General features: G+C 72.0%; 21 protein-coding genes and 1 pseudogene. 14 read left to right on the forward strand and 8 right to left on the reverse strand.

The window, feature by feature from the left end:
• Positions 1 to 48: 48 nt before the first annotated feature.
• Positions 49 to 723, forward strand: coding sequence for a maleylpyruvate isomerase family mycothiol-dependent enzyme (locus tag BLT97_RS20350; protein ID WP_093612308.1), 675 nt, complete (start codon positions 49 to 51; stop codon positions 721 to 723).
• Positions 724 to 829: 106 nt separating this feature from the next.
• Entirely contained in the window at positions 830 to 1,255 is a 426-nt protein-coding gene (locus BLT97_RS20355; protein ID WP_093612745.1) for a hypothetical protein, read from the forward strand.
• A 33-nt stretch (positions 1,256 to 1,288) separates the two neighbouring features.
• On the opposite strand, the gene BLT97_RS20360 is transcribed toward BLT97_RS20355, so the two are convergent.
• Entirely contained in the window at positions 1,289 to 2,311 is a 1,023-nt protein-coding gene (locus BLT97_RS20360; RefSeq protein ID WP_093612310.1) for an NADP-dependent oxidoreductase, read from the reverse strand.
• 74 nt (positions 2,312 to 2,385) lie between these two features.
• Between BLT97_RS20360 and BLT97_RS20365 the strand changes: the two are divergent.
• From BLT97_RS20365 to BLT97_RS20395, 7 genes and pseudogenes are all read left to right on the forward strand, one after another.
• A pseudogene (locus BLT97_RS20365) lies at positions 2,386 to 2,721 on the forward strand (LysR substrate-binding domain-containing protein); the annotation flags it as partial.
• 136 nt (positions 2,722 to 2,857) lie between these two features.
• Positions 2,858 to 3,388 (forward strand): hypothetical protein, encoded by a 531-nt coding sequence (locus BLT97_RS20370; RefSeq protein WP_093612314.1) that lies wholly within the window; start codon positions 2,858 to 2,860, stop codon positions 3,386 to 3,388.
• 235 nt (positions 3,389 to 3,623) lie between these two features.
• The gene (locus BLT97_RS20375; RefSeq protein ID WP_093612316.1) at positions 3,624 to 4,184 is read left to right on the forward strand and encodes a toxin-antitoxin system HicB family antitoxin; all 561 of its coding nucleotides are present in this window, start codon (positions 3,624 to 3,626) and stop codon (positions 4,182 to 4,184) included.
• A gap of 60 nt (positions 4,185 to 4,244) precedes the next feature.
• On the forward strand, positions 4,245 to 5,087 hold the full coding sequence (locus tag BLT97_RS20380) for a DUF4097 family beta strand repeat-containing protein (protein ID WP_093612318.1): 843 nt from the start codon (positions 4,245 to 4,247) through the stop codon (positions 5,085 to 5,087).
• A gap of 141 nt (positions 5,088 to 5,228) precedes the next feature.
• On the forward strand, positions 5,229 to 6,218 hold the full coding sequence (locus BLT97_RS20385; RefSeq protein ID WP_093612320.1) for an ATP-binding cassette domain-containing protein: 990 nt from the start codon (positions 5,229 to 5,231) through the stop codon (positions 6,216 to 6,218).
• Positions 6,215 to 7,039, forward strand: a complete 825-nt coding sequence (locus tag BLT97_RS20390; protein ID WP_093612322.1) for an ABC transporter permease — start codon at positions 6,215 to 6,217, stop codon at positions 7,037 to 7,039. The genes BLT97_RS20385 and BLT97_RS20390 overlap by 4 nt, the downstream gene beginning before the upstream one ends.
• A 179-nt stretch (positions 7,040 to 7,218) precedes the next feature.
• Positions 7,219 to 7,791 (forward strand): DM13 domain-containing protein, encoded by a 573-nt coding sequence (locus BLT97_RS20395; RefSeq protein ID WP_093612324.1) that lies wholly within the window; start codon positions 7,219 to 7,221, stop codon positions 7,789 to 7,791.
• A 27-nt stretch (positions 7,792 to 7,818) separates the two neighbouring features.
• Here the strand turns inward: BLT97_RS20395 and BLT97_RS20400 are convergent, their stop codons facing one another.
• Positions 7,819 to 8,133 carry a DUF6191 domain-containing protein gene (locus BLT97_RS20400; protein ID WP_093612326.1) on the reverse strand — a complete coding sequence of 105 codons (315 nt, stop codon included), beginning with the start codon at positions 8,131 to 8,133 and terminating at the stop codon, positions 7,819 to 7,821.
• A gap of 98 nt (positions 8,134 to 8,231) precedes the next feature.
• On the opposite strand from BLT97_RS20400, the gene BLT97_RS37915 reads away from it, so the two are divergent.
• Positions 8,232 to 8,393: a hypothetical protein gene (locus BLT97_RS37915; RefSeq protein ID WP_176953844.1), complete on the forward strand. Its 162-nt coding sequence runs from the start codon at positions 8,232 to 8,234 to the stop codon at positions 8,391 to 8,393.
• A 143-nt stretch (positions 8,394 to 8,536) separates the two neighbouring features.
• Here the strand turns inward: BLT97_RS37915 and BLT97_RS20405 are convergent, their stop codons facing one another.
• Both BLT97_RS20405 and BLT97_RS20410 read right to left on the reverse strand, forming a co-directional pair.
• The gene (locus tag BLT97_RS20405) at positions 8,537 to 9,358 is read right to left on the reverse strand and encodes an SURF1 family protein (RefSeq protein WP_093612328.1); all 822 of its coding nucleotides are present in this window, start codon (positions 9,356 to 9,358) and stop codon (positions 8,537 to 8,539) included.
• 103 nt (positions 9,359 to 9,461) lie between these two features.
• Positions 9,462 to 11,270: a S9 family peptidase gene (locus BLT97_RS20410; protein ID WP_093612330.1), complete on the reverse strand. Its 1,809-nt coding sequence runs from the start codon at positions 11,268 to 11,270 to the stop codon at positions 9,462 to 9,464.
• Positions 11,271 to 11,342: 72 nt separating this feature from the next.
• On the opposite strand from BLT97_RS20410, the gene BLT97_RS20415 reads away from it, so the two are divergent.
• Positions 11,343 to 11,726, forward strand: a complete 384-nt coding sequence (locus BLT97_RS20415; protein WP_093612332.1) for a nuclear transport factor 2 family protein — start codon at positions 11,343 to 11,345, stop codon at positions 11,724 to 11,726.
• Between the two features lie 76 nt (positions 11,727 to 11,802).
• Here BLT97_RS20415 and BLT97_RS20420 read toward each other — a convergent pair whose 3' ends face one another.
• Positions 11,803 to 12,843: a DUF4232 domain-containing protein gene (locus tag BLT97_RS20420; RefSeq protein WP_093612334.1), complete on the reverse strand. Its 1,041-nt coding sequence runs from the start codon at positions 12,841 to 12,843 to the stop codon at positions 11,803 to 11,805.
• A gap of 15 nt (positions 12,844 to 12,858) precedes the next feature.
• Between BLT97_RS20420 and BLT97_RS20425 the strand changes: the two genes are divergently transcribed.
• The gene (locus tag BLT97_RS20425; RefSeq protein ID WP_093612336.1) at positions 12,859 to 13,203 is read left to right on the forward strand and encodes a hypothetical protein; all 345 of its coding nucleotides are present in this window, start codon (positions 12,859 to 12,861) and stop codon (positions 13,201 to 13,203) included.
• On the opposite strand, the gene BLT97_RS20430 is transcribed toward BLT97_RS20425, so the two are convergent.
• The 3 genes from BLT97_RS20430 to BLT97_RS20440 form a co-directional block, all read right to left on the reverse strand.
• Positions 13,149 to 13,856 carry a SigE family RNA polymerase sigma factor gene (locus tag BLT97_RS20430; protein ID WP_425442740.1) on the reverse strand — a complete coding sequence of 236 codons (708 nt, stop codon included), beginning with the start codon at positions 13,854 to 13,856 and terminating at the stop codon, positions 13,149 to 13,151. The two genes, BLT97_RS20425 and BLT97_RS20430, sit on opposite strands and share 55 nt — an antisense overlap.
• A 446-nt stretch (positions 13,857 to 14,302) precedes the next feature.
• Entirely contained in the window at positions 14,303 to 15,367 is a 1,065-nt protein-coding gene (locus tag BLT97_RS20435; RefSeq protein ID WP_093612340.1) for an aspartate-semialdehyde dehydrogenase, read from the reverse strand.
• A gap of 49 nt (positions 15,368 to 15,416) precedes the next feature.
• Complete coding sequence (locus tag BLT97_RS20440; RefSeq protein ID WP_093612342.1) at positions 15,417 to 16,688, reverse strand: aspartate kinase; 1,272 nt, start codon at positions 16,686 to 16,688, stop codon at positions 15,417 to 15,419.
• Between the two features lie 375 nt (positions 16,689 to 17,063).
• Here BLT97_RS20440 and BLT97_RS20445 point away from each other — a divergent pair, with 375 nt between their 5' ends.
• Together BLT97_RS20445 and BLT97_RS20450 are read left to right on the forward strand one after the other, a co-directional pair.
• Positions 17,064 to 17,780, forward strand: a complete 717-nt coding sequence (locus tag BLT97_RS20445; RefSeq protein WP_245769455.1) for a cyclodityrosine synthase — start codon at positions 17,064 to 17,066, stop codon at positions 17,778 to 17,780.
• Positions 17,777 to 18,985: a cytochrome P450 gene (locus BLT97_RS20450; protein WP_093612346.1), complete on the forward strand. Its 1,209-nt coding sequence runs from the start codon at positions 17,777 to 17,779 to the stop codon at positions 18,983 to 18,985. Before BLT97_RS20445 ends, BLT97_RS20450 begins: the two co-directional genes overlap by 4 nt.
• Positions 18,986 to 19,002: the final 17 nt, after the last annotated feature.

Raw genomic sequence — 19,002 nt, forward strand, 5'->3', positions numbered from 1 at the left:
GCCGGAGCGGTCTGCCCTGTTCCCGGTCTCCCCACGGAAGGCTTCCGAATGACCCAGCAGGTGCAGCAGACGCGGCGGCCGGTGCGCGGCCGCGACGTATGGCCGTTGATCCATGCCGAGCGGGCCGCTCTCGCAGAGGATCTCGCGGGGCTCGACGCCGGGCGGTGGGAGACCGAGTCGCTGTGTGCCGGGCTGAGCGTGCGCGAGGTGCTCGCGCATCTGACGGCGGCCGCGCGCCTGAACCCGGTGACGTGGTTCGCGGGCGTGGTGCGCTGCCGGTTCGACTTCGACCGGCAGGTGGCGATGCAGCTGGAGCGGCAGCTCGGCGCCGATGCGGCCGAGACGCTGGCGCGTTTCCGCGCCGCCGTACCGAGCCGGCGCAAGCCGCCGCTGCCGCCGCTCGCGCTGCTCGGCGAGACGGTGGTGCACGGTGAGGACATCCGGCGGCCGCTGGGCATCCGGCGCGCGTATCCGGCCGGCACGCTGACCGCGGTGGCCGGGTACTACGCCGGCACGGACCTCGTGGTGGTGGCCAAGGGGCGGATCGGCGGGCTGCGGCTCGTGGCGGACGACGGGCCGTTCACGGCGGGCCCGGAGTCGGGCAAGCCCGTGACGGGCGGCACGCTGGCGCTCGTGATGGCGATGACAGGGCGCGCGGACTACTGCGCGGAACTCCGGGGCGAGGGAGTGGAGTTGCTGCGGGAGCGGGCCGGGATGCGGTGAGTCGGTTGGGGGGGTGGGGGTGCGGACGGCGGGTGAGTACCCGGCGGCCCGGTACCTGAGTATCCGTACGGTGGTCCGTCCCGCCGTCTGCGCGGAGGCTGGGATCATGAACAAGCGACTCCACGACCTCACCTCTCGCCACCCGCGCCTCGCGACGGTGGCGCTGGCAGCGTTCGCGCTCGCCGCCTGGGCCGCCTGGCTCGGCTGGGACCAGCGGCGCGACGTGCACCCCGACGGTTCGACGACCGGACCGTACGAGGCCTGGCAGGTGGCGGGGCTGGTCCTGACCCTGCTCGGGCCGGTGGTCTGGGCGGCCGCGCGCGGCCTCCCCCAGGTCGGTGTCATCGGGGTGACCGCCGGGCTGACCGCGGCCGCCGTCTACGACTGGTCGGACGACGCGAGCGGGCTCTACATGGTCGGCGCCATGATGGTGCTGGTCGGCAGCCTCGCCGCGACCAGCGCGGTCAGCGGGATCGTCGGCGCCGTGACGAAGCCGCGCGGCCCGCGGGGCCCCGCACCTCAGTGGGGCTGAACGACACGTGATCGCGAGGCCCGTACGGGACGGTCAGGTCCCCACCCGCACGATCATCTTCCCCGTGTTCCGGCCGCGCAGCATGCCCAGGAACGCCTCCACGGTGTTCTCGAAGCCCTCCACCACCGTCTCCTGAGGCACCAGCGCGCCCGAGCGGATGTGCGGGACGGCGAAGTCCTCCAACTCGGCCTGGGCATCGAGGTGGTTGCGGACCATGACACCCTCCAGGCGCAGGGACTTGCCCACCACGTCGAACAGGTTGCGCGGGGCCGGCGGCGGGGAGCCGAGGGAGTGGTACTGGGCGACCGCGCCCACCCAGGCGATCCGGCCGAAGGGGCGCAGGGAGCCGATGGCGGCCTCCAGATGGTCGCCGCCGACGTTCTCCACCGTCGCGTCCAGGCCGTCGGGGGCGGCCTGCGCGAGCAGCGAGGACACCGGGCCGTCGTGGTAGTCGAAGGCCTCGTCGAAGCCCAGCTCCTTCACGAGGCGCTCGACCTTCGCGGGCGAGCCCGCGCTGCCGATGATCCGCCGCGCCCCGAGCAGCCGTGCCAGTTGGCCGGCCGCCGTGCCCACCCCGCCGGCCGCCGCCGACACGAACAGGTCGGTGCCGGGCCGCAGTTGGAGGGTACGCGTGAGAGCCACCCACGCCGTCAGGCCCGTACCGCCGAGGACCGACAGGAAGGCGGTCGTCGGCACCCCGTCGTAACGGGGCAGCACCCGCACCGCGTCGGCCCGCACCAGCGCGTGGGTCCGCCAGCCCGCGCGGTGGTACACCAGGTCGCCGGGGGCGAGGGCGGGGTCGGCCGAGGTGAGGACGCGCCCGATGGAGCGGCCCTCCAGCGGGGAGCCGAGCCCCCACGAGACGGCGCCGCTCGTCAGGCCTGCCTCGTCCATGAGTTCGCGGTGGTACGGGTCGACGGAGAGCAGCAGGTTCTCCACCAGGGCCTCGCCCGGGGCGGGCGCGGCGAGCTGCTGCTCGGTGAAGGCGAAGTCGTCGGCGGACGGGAAGCCGGAGGGCCGTGCCACTTGGTGCACGACGCGTGCTGTGATCGTCATGGCCGGGACGCTACGGAGGAATCCACCAGCCGGGCAGACCGTTGCGTCGATGGCAGTTCGACGAACCATGAAAGGCACAGGACTGGCTGCCGCGGGCGACGATCACCGCCGAGGACGACGGCACGGTGCTCGCCCTCGTCGCGCAGGGCCGTGGCATGGCGGTCATGCCGGAGCTGTCGCTGCGCGACGCCCCGCCCACGGTGGAGATCGCCGACCTCGGCCCCGGCCGCCCGACCCGCACGATCGGGTACGTGACCACACCCGAGCTGGCGCGGACCGCCGCGGTGCGGGCGCTCATACGGGAGTTGCGGGCGGAGCGAGTACGGACCGGGCCGGGGAGGCCCGAGCAGGGCCCAACCGAGCAGGCCGAGAAGGTGCGGCAGCCGGGGCAGCGGGAACAGACGGGGTAGCGGAGCACCCCGTTGCGCTACACCCCCGCCCCTGGCGCCACCACCCTTCGCCCCGATTCGCCCGCCCGCACACCAAGCCCCCCCCCATGGCACCCCTCGCACCCCCCATGGCGCCACACGCGCCATAATCGGCGGCATGGACCTCACGCCGTATGTGGACACCCTTCGCCAGGAGCTCGCCGTCGCCGCCGACGCCGCGGGGCCCGAGGCGCGCGATCTGGCCGAGCGGCTGTCCGCGCCGCTGGAGTCGGCCACCCGGCTGACCCTGCTGCACGCCCTGTCGGCGGCGATGGACGAGGTCACCCGTGAGCTGGCGCCGGGGTCCGTTGATGTACGGCTGCGCGGGCTCGACCCCGAGTTCGTGGTGACGAACCCGCCCGCGGCCGAGGCAGCGGCCCAGCCCGCCGCGCCCGTCCAGGCGCCGCTGCCGCCCGCGCCGCCCGTCGCGCCCGAGGCCGACGACGGTTCGATGGCGCGGATCAACTTCCGGCTGCCGGCCCACCTCAAGGCCCGGGTCGAGGAGGCCGCCGCGCGCGACAGCCTCTCGGTCAACGCCTGGCTCGTCCGCGCCGCCTCGCAGGCCATCCACCCCGAGCCCCGGCACGAGCAGCCCGCCGCCTCCCGTGCGCGCGGGGCGGGCCAGGGGTTCACGGGGTGGGTGAGCTAGGCAGCAGCTACCCCTCGCACCCCCATGGCGCCACGTGGCGCCATCACGCACCGAGGTTCGCACCACAGATCCCCGTCCGTCGCTCGTACAGCGGCGGTCGGGGATTTTTTCTTGACCACCAGGAGCAGCCCTGACCTGCACAGACGCCAAATCCCTCGCTCCGGCCGACCCGTTCTGGCACCATCTCGCGCCAAGACCGCTTGACCTGGCGCCGCAATGGCGCCATAGTGGCGTCATGGACCTCACGCCGTACGTGGACACCCTCCGCCAGGAACTGGCGACCGCCGCCGAGGCGGCCGGGCCGGACACCCACGCCCTCGCCGAGCGGCTCACCTGGCCGCTCGAGTCGGCCGCCCGGCTCACGCTCCTCGCCGCGCTGTCGGACGCCATGGCCGAGGTGACCAGGGAGCTCGCCCCGGGCTCCGTGGCCGTACGGCTGCGGGGCACCGACCCCGAGTTCGTGGTCAGCGCGCCGCAGCCGGACGAGGCGGAGCGCGTACGGCCGACGGCGTTCCCCGCCCCGGCGACAGCCTTCCCCGCCCCGGCGATGGCGCTTCCGGAGCCGCCGGCCGCCCCCGGAGCGGACGCGCCCGCCGACGCCGACGAGGGCGGCACCGCCCGGATCAACCTCCGGCTCCCCGCCCACCTCAAGGTGCGGGCCGAAGCCGCCGCCGCCCGCGACGGACTCTCGCTCAACGCCTGGCTCGGCCGCGCCGTGGCCGCCGCCCTTGCACCGCCGCCCGGCCCGCCCCACCACCCCGACCACGCCCGCGACTTCACCGGCTGGGCGACCTAGACCCCGCCGAGCCCCCCCTCACTTCCACCGCAGACTTCGCACCGTAAGGACGGACCCGACATGACCCGTTACGAGACCCCCGGACCCATCACCGTCACCGTCGAGGGCGACATGGTGAACCTGCGGATCACCGCGAGCGACCGCACCGACACCACGGTCGAGGTCACGCCCACCAACGAGGGCAGCGACCGCGACGTGCGCACCGCGCAGAACACCCAGGTCGGCCTCGCCGGCGGCCGGCTGCTCGTCAAGGCGCCCAAGTCCCGCTCGGTGTTCAACAAGTCCGGCGGGATCGACGTGGTCATCGCCGTGCCGACCGGCTCCGCGCTGAACAGCAACGCCTCGATGATCTACATCGACGGCGAGGGCCGGTTCGGTGACGTCACGGTCAAGACTTCGATGGGCAACGTCCAGATCGACGAGGTCGCCACCGCCAGCGTCAGAACCGGCTTCGGCGACATCCGCGTGGACCGCGCGAGCGGCCCCGACCACCTGTTCACCTCGGGCACCGGCCGGATCGACCTCGGCGAGATCGAGGGCTCGGCGACCGTGAAGAACAGCAACGGCGACAGCGCCATCGGCGTGATCAGCGGCAACCTCCAGGTCAAGGCCGCCAACGGCCGGATCAGCGTGGGCACCGCACGGGCCAACGTGGACGCGGCCTCCTCCACGGGCGGCATCCAGATCGGCCGGGTCGAGCGCGGCAGCGTCCGCTTCGAGACCTCCGTCGGCCCGCTGGAGATCGGCATCGCCGAGGGCACGGCCGCCTGGCTCGACGTGAGCACCAAGGCGGGCGCCGTCCGCAACAGCCTCGGCACGAGCGCCGGACCCGACGCCTCGAAGGAGACCGTCGAGGTCCGCGGCCGCACCTCGGTCGGCGACGTGGTCATCCGCCGCGCCTGACCCGCCCCGGGCGCCCTCCGCCCGTCGGAGGGTGCCACCCGCCCCGCACGGGGCCCGACGCCCGTACAGAACACGGGTCCCGACGCCCGTACAGAACAAGAGACTTCACCACCCCTACCCCCGCGAAGGAGGCCGGCTGTCATGAGCACGTCCACCACTGCTCCCGCCGCCATCACCGCCCTCGGACTGCGCAAGTCCTACGGAGACAAAGTCGTGCTCGACGGGATCGACCTCACGATCCCCAAGGGCAGCATCTTCGCCCTGCTCGGCCCGAACGGCGCCGGCAAGACCACCACCGTCGAGATCCTCTCGACCCTGATCGCCGCCGACTCCGGCAAGGCGCAGATCGCCGGGTACGACATGGTCGAACAGGCCGAACGCGTACGGAAGTCGATCGGGGTCACCGGCCAGTTCTCGGCCGTGGACAACCTCCTCACCGCCGAGGAGAACCTGATGCTGATGGCCGACCTGAACCATCTGCCGAAGGCCGAGGGCAGGCGCCGCACCGCCGACCTGCTCGAGCGCTTCGACCTCACGGAGGCCGCGAAGAAGACGGCGGCGACCTTCTCCGGCGGTATGCGCCGCAAGCTGGACCTCGCGATGACCCTGGTCGCCGCGCCCGGCATCATCTTCCTCGACGAACCCACCACCGGCCTCGACCCGCGCAGCCGGCGCATCATGTGGGACCTGATCCGCGACCTCGTGCGCCAGGGCACCACCATCTTCCTCACCACGCAGTACCTGGAGGAAGCGGACCAACTCGCCGACAACATCGCACTGTTGGACCACGGCAAGCTGATCGCCGAGGGCACCGCCGACGAGCTCAAGCGGCTGATCCCGGGCGGACACGTGCGGCTCCAGTTCGCCGACGCGGCCCAACTCGCCGCTGCCGCCTCGGTGTTCGGGGTGGCCACCAGCGACGAGGAGTCCCTCACGCTGCAGATCCCCAGCGACGGCTCCACCACCAACCTGCGCGCGATCCTCGACGTCCTCGACACCACCGAGGTGCACGCCGAGTCCCTGACCGTGCACACCCCCGACCTCGACGACGTCTTCCTGACCCTCACGGGCCGGCCGAAGACGGACGACCCCGCCCACCTCCCCCACCAGCCGAAGGAGTCGGCCCGATGAGCACCGCGACCCTCACCCCCGCCCCGGCCGCTTCCGGCCGCTCCACCGCCGTACGCGACTCGCTGACGATGCTGCGCCGCAACATCAAGCACATGCAGCGCTACCCGGCGATGACGATCTCGATCATCGTCATGCCGCTGCTCTTCCTGCTGCTCTTCGTGTACGTCTTCGGCGGCGCCATCGGGACCGGCACCCTCGGCCCCGGCACCACGCGCGACGACTACATCAACTACCTCGTGCCCGGCATCATCGTGATGACCGCGGCCTCCGGTGCCGTGGCCACCGCGGTGTCCGTCTGCACCGACAAGACGGAAGGCATCATCAACCGCTTCCGTACGATGTCGATCTCCCGCGGCGCCATGCTCAGCGGGCACGTGCTCGGCAGCACCATCCAGGTCACGGCCGTTCTCGTCCTGATCACCGGCCTCGCCGTCGCGATCGGCTTCCGGCCGGACGCCTCGGTCGTCGAGTGGCTCGCCGCCGCAGGCCTGCTCGTCTTCCTGGCCCTGGGTCTGAGCTGGCTGTGCGCCGGCATGGGCATGAACGCCAAGACCGTGGAGTCCGCCTCCAACGGCCCGCTGCCGCTGACGCTGCTCCCCCTCATGGGCAGCGCGGTCGTGGACCCCGACTCGATGCCGTCCGGCCTGCGCTGGTTCGCCGAGTACCAGCCCTTCACGCCGATCAACGAGACCGTGCGCGGCCTGCTGATGGGCGGCGAGATCGGCAACAACGGCTGGATCGCCCTCGCCTGGTGCGCCGGGCTCAGCCTCTTCGGGTACTGGTGGGCGCTGCGCGCGTACAACAAGACCGTCAAGCGCTGACGGAGGCCTGAGGGCAGAGGCCTGAGGGCAGCCACCTGCTGACGAAGGCCTGATGACGGAAGTCTTACGTCACCGGCTCCTCGCGATCGGACCGGCCGCTCCCGCCGTTGAATACGGTGAGCGGCCGGTCCGGCCGTGTCGGTGGTGCCGGCGTTCGCGGTGCCGGTGAGGAGGTTCCCATGTCCCGAGTACGCAGGCTTCTCAGGCCCCGGTACCTGGTGACCGCGGCGGTGGCCGGCGCGGTCCTCGTGGGGTTCGGTCTGTACTGGTTCCAGCCGTGGAAGCTGTGGCAGGACGAGACGGTGCGCGAGGCCGCGCCGGGGGTCTCGGCGCCGGGCGGCGGCACGGCGTCGCAGGAGCCGGGCGGCGGGGCCGGGGAGCGTACGGGCGCCGCGGAGCCGAAGGCGCTGGCGCGCGGCTCGTTCATCAGCCACGAGCACGCGACGCGCGGATCGGTGCAGGTGCTCGAACTGGCCGACGGCTCCCGGGTGTTGCGCCTCACGGACCTGGACACCAGCAACGGGCCCGATCTGCGGGTCTGGATCACCGACGCCCCCGTCAAGGAGGGCACGGCCGGCTGGCGGGTCTTCGACGACGGCAAGTACGTCAGCCTGGGCAAGCTCAAGGGCAACAAGGGCGACCAGAACTACGCGATCCCGGCCGACGTGCGCCTGGACGACTTCGGGAGCGTGTCGATCTGGTGCGACCGGTTCGACGTGTCGTTCGGGGCGGCGGAGCTGAAGGCCGTCTAGGGGCAGGGCAGCGGAAACGAAGGCGGGCTAGGGCCGGGGGCGGCGGATGACCGCCGTGCCGCTGTCGAGGTCGATCACGCCGCGGTGCGGGGGCGCGCCGTCGTCCTCGTCGTCGCGCAGCACGAGGGACGACTCGCGCTCCTTGAGCTCGTGCTGCTTGCCCGGCGACAGGGAACCGTGCAGCTGCTCGAAGCCGGTGGCGGAGATCTGCCCCGTCCGCGCCGCGTTCCGCCACGGCAGGATGCCCGCGCGGCCGGCGCGCAGCAGCACCTGGTCGACGATCGCGATCACCGTCAGAAGGACGACGAGACCGGGCAGCGTGGCCATCACGGCGAATCCCATGGCCCCAGTGTCGCCGATTGCGCCAAGTGGCCGAAGCCCCGTACCGGGGGGAGAGTGGAGGAGGTATGCCGCTTCCGGCGCAAGGAGGACAGTGGATCATGGCCAAGCACGCCCACGACCACCCCAAGGACCCCCAGCACTCCAAGCTCTCCGCGGCCCAGGCCCGCGCCAAGGGCACGAAGCCCGAGGTGCAGTCCATCAGCGCGAAGACCCGCGGGATGCAGCAGAAGGTCCAGGCCCGCCGTCAGGGCAACCGCTGACGGACCCTGAGGGACGCCCTTCCCGCGTCCGAGCGTCCGAGTCCTGTCTCCGCCCGAGCCCCGGCCGTTTCCGGTCGGGGCTCGGGTGCGTGCGGGTGCGGCTGCGCGCTCGGGTGTTTGCGGGCGCGGGCGGCCGGGGTGGATCAGGCGTCGGCGGTACGGCGGGCTTCGGCCGGGGCGCTCTCACCGGGCCGGCCACCGGCCGCGGCGGTCTCGTCGGACGGCGCCAGGCCAAGTTCCGCGTCCCGTGCGAACTCCACCTCGCGCCGGAACAGGCGGAACCACATGAACAGCACGAAGCCCGCGAAGATGAACCACTCGCCGGTGTAGCCCAGGTTCTGGAAGGCCTTCAGGTCGAGCCCCGTGCCCTGGGCGGCCTTCGGCGGGACCGGGCGCAGCCCGTCGGCGGCCCGGTCGGCGGTGATCCACGCGTCGTAGACGTCGTACGGGACCAGGTTCACCAGCGAGGCCGCGCTGATCATGCCGAGCTGGCCCTCGGGCAGGCCGCCGGCCGCGCCCGCGCCGCTGCCGGCGCTCTCGGAGGCCTGGAGCGCGCCGGTCAGGGTGGCCTCGCCGGTCGGGGCGGACGGCTCCTTCGTGCCGGCCGGCACCCAGCCGCGGACCACCGGGATCGCCTTGCCCGCGTCGGTCTTCAGGAGCCCGAGGACGTAGAAGCCGCGCTTCCCGTCCAGCTCGCGGTCGGGGACCGTGAACTGGTCGGCCCACGTGCCCGTCACCGTGGCCCGCTTCCCGGAGGTCTCCTTCGTGACCGGGAGCAGGTCGGTGAGCGGGGCGGCCGCGCCCTTGCCCGCCTGCTCGCTCTGCCGCTCCGCCGTGCGGTGGCCTTCGACGCGGTCCTCGAAGCGGCCGAGCTGCCAGGACCCCATGAAGATGCAGAAGGGGATGGCGAGGGCGACGAAGACGTTGATGCCCCACCAGCGCGGCGTCAGCAGGAAGCGGTACACCCCTTTACGGTACGGCCCCGCCCCGGGCTCCCCGGGCCCGGGTCCCGGGGAGCCCGGAGTGCGGGGGCCCGGCGGTGGACCCGGGGCGCCGGGACCGCGGGCCTCAGCCCAGGTGCCGCTCCGCGAACTCCAGCTCCAGGCGGACCTGCTTGATGCGCTCGTCCACCACGAGGGAGCCGTGGCCCGCGTCGTAGCGGTACACCTCGTGGACGGCGCCGCGGGCCTCCAGGCGGGAGACGTAATTGTCGATCTGGCGGATCGGGCAGCGCGGGTCGTTGACCCCCGCCGCGATATAGACCGGCGCCTTGACCGCGTCCACGTACGTGAGCGGGGACGAGGCCGCGTACCGCTCCGGGACCTCCTCCGGTGTGCCGCCCAGGAGCGTGCGGTCCATCGCCTTCAGGTTCTCCATCTCGTCGTGGTACGCCGTCACGTAGTCCGCCACCGGCACCGAGGCCAGGCCCAGGGACCAGGAGCCGGGCTGGGTGCCGAGGCCGAGCAGGGTGAGGTAGCCGCCCCAGGACGCGCCCGCGAGGACCAGGCGGGCCGGGTCGGACAGGCCCGAGGTGACGGCCCATTCGCGTACGGCCGCGATGTCCTCCAGCTCGATCAGGCCGACCCGGTGCTTGAGCGCGTCGGTCCACGCGCGTCCGTATCCCGTCGAACCCCGGTAGTTGACCCGGACCACCGCATAGCCGTGGTCCACCCAGGCCGCCGGGCCCGCGGCGAACTCGTCGCTGTCGTGCCAGGTCGGACCGCCGTGGATGTCGAAGACGGTGGGGAACGGGCCCTCGCCCGCGGGGCGCTGCACGAGCGCGTGCACCCGGCCGCCGGGTCCCTCCACCCAGACGTCCTCGACCGGCACGGAGCCGGGGGCCTTCGGGCCGGGCGGGTCGAGCACCACCGCGCCGGTCGTGGAGCGCACCGCGGGCGGCACGGCCGCCGAGGACCACAGGTACTCGACGGTGCCGTCGGGGCGCGCCGTGGCACCGCCCACCGAGCCCGGCGGGGTGTCGATCCGGGTCAGCTCACGCGAGGACAGATCGAAGCGGTACAGCTCGCTGCGGGCCTCGAAGCCGTGGCCGACGAGCAGGCCCGAGCCGTCCGGGTACCACTGCGCGCTCACGTCGCCGGGCAGGTCGAGGGCGAGGTCCGTCTCGGTGCCCGCGGCGACGTCCCAGATCATCGGCTCCCAGCGGCCGCGGCGCTGGTGGCCGACGAGCAGCCGGGTGTCCCCGTCCACGGGGGCGAAGCCGAGAACTTCGAGGCCCAGCTCCTTCGTGCCGCCCGCGGAGTCGTCGAGCTCGGCCACGGTCGAGCCGTCCAGGCGCACGATGCGCAGCGCCGCGTGCATCGCGTCGCCGTGCTCGGTGTGCTCGATCGCGATCAGGGTGCCGTCGTGCGAGAGGTCGCCGACGCCGGCCGACTCCTCGTGCCGGTAGATCTCGACGGGCTCTCCCCCGTCGCGTACGACATGGACCGTCGTGCCCTCGTCGTCCGTCGAGCGCCCCACGACCACCACCGAGCCGTCACGGGAGAGGGCGAGTCCGGCCGGATACGAAGGCGCGAGACCGGGGACGGCCGGCTCGTCCGTGCCGCCCGCCGCGCCCTCGAAGGGCTGGCGCATCCACACGCCGAACTCGTCCCCGTCGGTGTCCGCGAACCACCAGATCGCCCGGCCGTCGGGGGTGAGCACCCCGTCCGTCGTGCCGTTGGGCCGGTCCGTGACCTGGCGCTGCGCGCCGGTGTCGCGGTCCCAGGCGTAGAGCTCGTACGTACCGGTCGCATTGGACACGAACAGCGCGCGCTGCGGTGCGTCCTCCGCCCAGTCCGGCAGGGAGACGCGGGGGGCACGGAAGCGCTGCTCCCAGCGGGGGACGTCGGCAGGCGTCGCGGGGCTGTCGTTGTTCATGGGGCCATGAAACCCGATCGCGGCGGACGACGTGCGGGCGTCGTTGTCAGTGGCGGCGTGCACACTGCGGACATGACCTCACCCACCGCACTGCGCAAGGCAGTTGAGACGTACTGGGCCGCGGCCGAGGCCCGTGACTGGGAGACGTTCGCCGGCACGCTCGCGGACGATGTCGTGTACGAGTTGCCGCAGTCGCGCGAGCGGATCCGCGGCAAGGAGCGCTATGTGCAGTTCAACAAGGAGTATCCGGGCGACTGGCACGCCCAGGTGCTGCGCATCGTCGCGGAGGGCGACGAGGCGGTCAGCTGGATCCTCATGAGGGAGGGCCTGAGGGAGAGCTATGCGGTCAACCTGTTCACGGCCGACGCGTCGGGCCGTATCGCGGCGATCACGGACTTCTGGCCGGAGCCGTACGAGCCTCCGTTCGGCCGCGATCACCTGACGGAGCGGTACTGACCGCCTGACGGAGCGGTACCGGCCACCTGACCGGAGGTCCGACCGCCTCACGGAGCGGCACCGGGCGGCGCGCTCCCTAGGAGGCCGGCAGCGCCTCGGTCCGGTAGATGGTGCCCGCGCACGCGTTGGGGATCGTCACCTCGACTGAGGGCGCCCCCGGGTCGGCGGTGTGCGTGATCGCCACGCTGCCGTCGGCCGTGCCGCCCTCGCCGGAGGCGAGCTGGGTCTGCACGCCGGACTCGGTGTCGCCGGTGCCGCCCGCGTCCCCGCTGTTCTCGGTGGGCGAGGGGTCGGGCGAGGGGTTCGTGGTCGGACAGGACTCCGAGGGCACCCAGGCGAACTGGACCTCGTACGACTGCCCGGGCGCGAGCACGACCGCGGCCGGCTCGGCGGAGGGCGCGGGCAGCCCGGCCGCCGGGTCGCCCGCCGTGTGGTCCACGACATTGATCTTGGAGGTGTCGGCTGCGCCCTGCGCCGCGAAGGTGACACTGCCCGAGCCACCGACCGTGCAGTTGGCGGTGGAGGTGTTGGCCACGCGGAAGGAGCCGTAGACCGAGCCGTCGGGGTGCGCGGCGCCGGTGGAGGAGGAGGGCTGGGCCAGCATCGACGCGTCGCACACGGGAGCGTCGGCGACGACTTCGCCGGTGGGGCTGGTGCCGGCGGTGGCGCCGCTGGAGGCGGTGTCGCCCGTGCCGGGTTCCTCCTTCTCCTGCTCCTTCTCCTTGTCCTTCTCCTTCTCGCCGGGCTCCTGCCCGGCGCCGGCCTCGGCTCCGGGGCCCTGGTCGGTGCCCGTCTCGCCCGGCGCGTTGGAGGAGTCGCCGGCACTGGTCAGGTTGTCCTCGGCGGCCGGCGAGGTCGCGACGTGGAACACGGCCGGCACGGCGGTGCCGACGAGCAGCGCCGCCGCCGCCATGCCCACGAGGGCCTGCCGCTTGCGGGCGCGGCGGGCGGGCACCGCGCGGCGCAGGTGGTCCAGCGCGTCGTCGGAGGGCTCCAGGCCGCCGACGGCGCCGCGCAGCATGCGGCGCAGCGCGAGTTCGTCGGGGTCCAGGCCCGACTGCGCGGATTCCTGCCCTCGCCGGTCCGGGTCGTACTCGGGGCCGCTCGCGCCGTTCACCGTTCCGTACCCACCATGCTGTTGATGCTGTCCGTGCTGCTCGTCGTCGTGGCCGCGGCCCGCCCGGGACCCGCCACGCTGCTCGCGTCCCGCCCAGGACACCCGGGGCCCGCCGCGTCCCGCCCAGGACGTGCCGGCTCCGTCGCGGCCGCGGCCTGCTCCGTCGCGGCTCCGGGCCGCTGCGTCCTGACCGCGGCCCGCTTCCTCGTGACCGTGTTCGTGGCCGGGGGCGCCCCGACCGTACCGGCCGCGCGCGTCCCGCCCCTCGTCGGGGTGGCCGCCCGGCCCATCGCCGCCGAACTCGCTCATGCGGGCGCCTCCATGGCGATCCGCAGTGCCGCGATCCCGCGGGAGCCGTAGGCCTTGACCGAGCCGAGCGAGAGGCCGAGCGTCTCGGCGACCTGCGCCTCGGTCATGTCCGCGAAGTAGCGGAGCACCAGAACCTCGCGCTGGCGCCGCTGGAGCCCGCGCATCGCCTTGATGAGGGCGTCCCGTTCGAGCTGGTCGTACGCCCCCTCCTCCGCGCTCGCCATGTCCGGCATCGGCTTGGACAGGAGCTTCAGGCCGAGGATGCGGCGGCGCAGCGCACTGCGCGACAGGTTCACCACGGTCTGGCGCAGATACGCGAGGGTCTTCTCGGGGTCGCGCACCCGCTTGCGCGCGGAGTGCACGCGGATGAACGCCTCCTGGACCACATCCTCGCAGGAGGCCGTGTCGTCCAGGAGCAGCGCCGCGAGCCCGAGCAGGGAGCGGTAGTGCTGTCGGTACGTCTCGGTGAGGTGGTCGACGGTGGTGCCCGCGGCGGTGGCGTCGGTGCCCGCAGCCATGGCGGTGTCAGCGCCGTCGCGCTGGCTGGGTATGCGGGCAGGCCGCGTTGCCGGCATGGGGGCGATCACCGGCATGCCGCTGTCGTCGCCACGGCTCCGCGGTGGAGCGCCGGCCGCGGCCGGCCTGGGACGCCGCTGCGTCCGCGGGCCCGCAAGGGCCATGGAGAACTCGAGTACCTCTGCCACGCCTGTTGGACACGCTTCCCCCCGTCAGGGTTGTACGTGTGTGGCATCACGTTTGCGGCGGATTTCGCCCATGACGTGGTGTCAGATGCCGTCATACGTACCAGCTCTTCCCCTATGCCCCAAATGCTGCAGCGCTCGAAACGGGCGACCGCATAGACGCTCCCCGCCGTGTGCTCGGTTGCACTTCGACGGGGAGGAAATCCGGACGCCCCGAGCTGCCCGTCCCCCTCTGGACTGGACCTGTGGGCCGCACACACAACTTACACAGAAGTTACGCGGCACGAGGAGGCCGGAGGGGGGCCGAACTGCCCCTGAATTCGGGCATTACGGCCTCATACGGACCCCGTGGGTGAACCTTCGGGTTCACCGAAGCAAACGGAGATTTCGGGCAGCGGACCGCCCGGCGAACCGGCCCAACCGGCCCAACCGGCCGCAAACGGAAGGAATCAGCCGGACCATTCCGCCGCGACGAGCTCCGCGATCTGCGCCGTGTTCAGCGCCGAGCCCTTGCGCAGGTTGTCCCCGCACACGAAGAAGTCCAGCGCGCAGGGATCGTCCAGGGCGCGGCGCACCCGCCCGACCCAGGTCGGATCGGTGCCCACCACGTCGGCGGGCGTGAGGAACTCACCGGCCGCGGGGTTGTCGAAGACGACCACACCGGGCGAGGTCGAGAGGATCTCGTACGCGCGCTGCACGGTGATCTCGTTCTCGAACCGCGCGTGCACGGCGAGCGAGTGCGTGGTGACCACCGGGACGCGGACGCAGGTGGCGCTGACCTTGAGGTCGGGCCGGTCCAGGATCTTGCGCGACTCGCCCCGGATCTTCATCTCCTCGGAGGACCAGCCGTCGTCCGCGGGCGAGCCCACCCAGGGCAGCACATTGAGCGCGATGGGCTCGGGGAAGGGCCCTGTGGCCTCGCCCACGGCCCGGCGCACATCGCCCGGTGCCGTGCCCAGTTCCGTCCCCGCGACCAACTTCGTCTGCTCGCGCAGCGCCTCGACGCCGGCCATGCCGACGCCGCTGACGGCCTGGTACGAGGAGACCACCAGCTCCCGCAGCCCGAACTCGGCGTGCAGGGCGCCCACCGCGACGATCATCGACAGGGTGGTGCAGTTGGGGGTGGCGACGATGCCGCGCGGGCGGACCCGTACGGCATGCGGATTGACCTCGGGCACCACGAGCGGCACGTCCGGGTCCATCCGGAAAGCGGCTGAATTGTCCACGACCACCGCGCCCTTGGCGGCGGCGATCGGCGCCCACTGGGCGGCGATCTCGTCGGGGAGGTCGAACAGCGCGATGTCCACGCCCTCGAAGGCTTCCTCCGCAAGGGCGTGGACCTCCACCTCCTCACCGCGCACGGTCAGCTTGCGGCCGGCCGAGCGCGAGGAGGCGATCAGACGGATCTCGCCCCAGATGTCCGCGTGCTGGGACAGGATCTGGAGCATGACCGTGCCGACGGCGCCGGTCGCCCCGACCACGGCGAGGGTCGGGGCGGACCGGGGCTGGTTCATCGGGCCCGGCCTCCGCGCACGGGGCGCGCGGCCCCGTGCCTCGCGGTGTTCATCGTCCGGTGCCTCCGTAGACCACGGCCTCGTCGGAGTCGCTGTCCAGGCCGAAGGAGGTGTGCACGGCGCGCACGGCCTCGTTGACGTCGTCGGCGCGGGTGACCACCGAGATGCGGATCTCCGAGGTGGAGATCAGCTCGATGTTGACGCCCGCGTCGGAGAGCGCCTCGAAGAACTGCGCGGTGACGCCCGGGTTGGTCTTCATGCCGGCGCCGACGAGGGAGATCTTGGCGATCTGGTCGTCGTAGCGCAGCGACTCGTAGCCGACCGTGGCCTTGATCTTCTCGAGCGCCGCGGTGGCCTTCTTGCCCTCGGCCTTCGGCAGCGTGAAGGAGATGTCGGTGAGACCGGTCGAGGCGGCCGACACGTTCTGCACGATCATGTCGATGTTGATCTCGGCCTCGGCGACCGCGCGGAAGATGTGCGCGGCCTCGCCCGGCTTGTCGGGGACGCCGACGACGGTGACCTTGGCCTCGGAGACGTCGTGCGCGACGCCCGAGATGATCGCGTGCTCCACCTGCTGATCCCCTTGCGGCTCGTTGCTGACCCACGTACCCGGAAGACCGGAGAACGAACTGCGCACGTGGATCGGAATGTTGTATCGGCGTGCGTACTCGACGCAGCGGTGCAGGAGCACCTTGGAGCCGGAGGCGGCGAGCTCCAGCATGTCCTCGAAGGAGATCCAGTCGATCTTCTTCGCCTTCTTCACCACACGCGGGTCGGCGGTGAACACACCGTCGACGTCCGTGTAGATCTCGCAGACGTCCGCGTCGAGCGCGGCGGCGAGGGCGACGGCGGTGGTGTCGGAGCCGCCGCGGCCGAGCGTGGTGATGTCCTTCGAGTCCTGGCTGACGCCCTGGAACCCGGCGACGATCGCGATGTTGCCCTCTTCGAGGGAGGCGCGCAGGCGGCCCGGCGTGACATCGATGATGCGCGCTTTGTTGTGGACCGAGTCGGTGATGACACCTGCCTGGCTGCCGGTGAACGACTGGGCCTCGTGGCCCAGGTTTTTGATCGCCATGGCCAGCAGGGCCATGGAGATCCGCTCTCCGGCGGTCAACAGCATGTCGAGCTCACGCCCGGCAGGGATCGGGGATACCTGCTCGGCGAGATCGATCAGCTCGTCCGTCGTGTCGCCCATCGCGGAAACCACGGCCACGACCTGGTGGCCGTTCCTCTTGGCTTCCACGATCCGCTTGGCGACGCGCTTGATGCCCTCGGCATCGGCTACGGAGGAGCCTCCGTACTTCTGCACGACAAGGCTCACGTGCGCTCCTCGCTCAGTCCATAGGTGGTCGGCTCAGTTTAACGAGCGGGCGGCCGGGGCCCTCGTGCGGCCGCATCGTGAGATGTCCCGCTCACGACGTGATCATCCGGGCCGCCCGGCCCGCTCGGTCAGGCATCTGCCCCGGGCCGGGCGGGGCACTCGGAAAGTGTCCTGCTTCACAAGGGCGCACGGGGTTCCGTCAGCGGAGAGGTCCGCAACGAAATCCGCAGCGGCCCGACCGACTGGGTGGCCGGTCAGTATCCGTTGACGCCTCTCAGTAGCCCGGTGTTGACTGTGCGTCGCCGTTGCCGCACCAGGGGCACAAGGCCCCATCGGGGATAGCAACGGCCAAAGGAATTCGTCCAGTTGACCGCTGTGACCGTTCTCGAATCCCAGCCGTTCACCCAGAAATTCCACGTCGCCCCCTACACCGCGCACTGCCGCGTGATCTGCGAGGACGGCGACCACGCCGTCATCGGGGTCTCCCCCGGCAACAGCTATTTCTCCGCGCAGCGCATCCATGACCTCGCGCTATGGGGCCTGGCCCTCTTCCGACAGGTCGACTTCGTCTATACCGACCTGCACGTGGCCGAGATGTACGAGGCCTTCGGCTATGCGCCGGAGGACGCCCGCCGCAAGTTCGTGAAGAACCTGCGCGGCGTACGGGCCAAGGTGAACAACGCCGTCGCCGCCCTCGACCCCGAGGGCGAGCGCCTGCGCGCCCAGCCCATGTCCTCCTTCACGGAGAACCCCGCGTACCGCGAGATCCACCGCCACCTCCAGGACCGGCTCGCGCACGACGACGATTTCCGTACGACGTGCGACGCGCTCGTGGACACCTTCCTGTCCGACAAGGTGCTCGACGGCGGCAAGGCCACCGCGGAGCAGCGCGAGGTCTGCCTGCGCTACGTGTGCGCCGAGGCCCCGCTGTTTCTGGACACGCCCGCCATCCTCGGCGTCCCGTCCTCGCTCAACTGCTACCACCAGCTGCTGCCGATGGCCGAGCTGCTCTACTCGCGCGGCCACGGCCTGCGCGCCTCCCGCAACCAGGGCCACGCGATCGTCACGCCCGCCGAAGGAGAAGCCCGATGACCGCGCCCGCCCTCGCCTCCCCGGCGTACGACCTGATCGACTTCCCGTTCTCCGCGCGCGGTGACCAACTCCCCCATCAAGTGGAGGAGTTGCGCGAGAAGACCCCGATACGCCGGGTGCGCACCATCGCCGGCGACGAGGCCTGGCTGGTCTCCTCGTACGCGCTGTGCAAGCAGGTCCTGGAGGACCGGCGGTTCAGCCTGAAGGACACCTCGGCGCCCGGCGTGCCCCGGCAGTACGCGCTGACGATCCCGCCCGAGGTCGTCAACAACATGGGCAACATCACCGGTGCCGGGCTGCGCAAGGCGGTGCTCAAGGCGCTCAACCCGAAGGCGCCGGGGCTTCAGGAGTTCATGCGCGCGTACGCCGCCGAACTCATCGATGCCTTCAAGGCGGAGGGCGCCCCGGCGGACCTGCGCGAGCAGTTCACCGACCCGTACTCCTCCGGCATGCACTGCCACATCCTCGGCATCCCGCGCGCGGACGCGGACAAGCTGATGCGCAGCCTGCACATCGCGTTCATGAACTCGGCCTGCCCCATCACGGGCGCCAAGCTCAACTGGGACCGCGACATGGCGTACATGGTGGAGCGCCTGGACGACCCGTCGACCACGGGCCTGATGGCCGAACTCGCCGCGCTGCGCGAGGACCCGGAGTACGCCCACCTCACGGACGAGATGCTGGCGACCGTCGGTGTCACGATGTTCGGCGCGGGCGTCATCTCCACCGCCGGGTTCCTGGTCATGGCGGTCGTCTCGCTCTTCCAGCATCCACAGCTGTGGGCGGAGCTGCGCGCGGACCGCTCGAAGATCCCCGCGGCCGTGGACGAGCTCCTCCGGATCAACCTCTCGATCGCGGACGGGCTGCCGCGGCTCGCCACCGAGGACATCCAGGTCGGCGAGATCCTGGTGAAGCAGGGGGAACTCGTCCTCGTCCTGCCCGAGGGCGGCAACTTCGACCCCGAGGCCTTCGCCGACCCCGGCAAGGTGGACCTGGAGCGGCCGAACAACGCGCAGCACCTGTCGTTCGGCGGCGGCCAGCACTACTGCCCGGCGACCGCGCTCGGCAAGAAGCACGCGGAGCTCGCGATCGAGGCGCTGATCGAGCACACACCGGAACTTCGACTGGCCGTGCCGATGGAGCAGTTGGTGTGGCGCACGGGGTTCATGAAGCGGCTGCCGGAGCGGCTGCCGGTGATGTGGTGACGCCCTGGCCGTAGGCG

The sequence above is a fragment of the Streptomyces indicus genome, assembly GCF_900100315.1.
GTDB lineage: Bacteria > Actinomycetota > Actinomycetes > Streptomycetales > Streptomycetaceae > Streptomyces > Streptomyces indicus.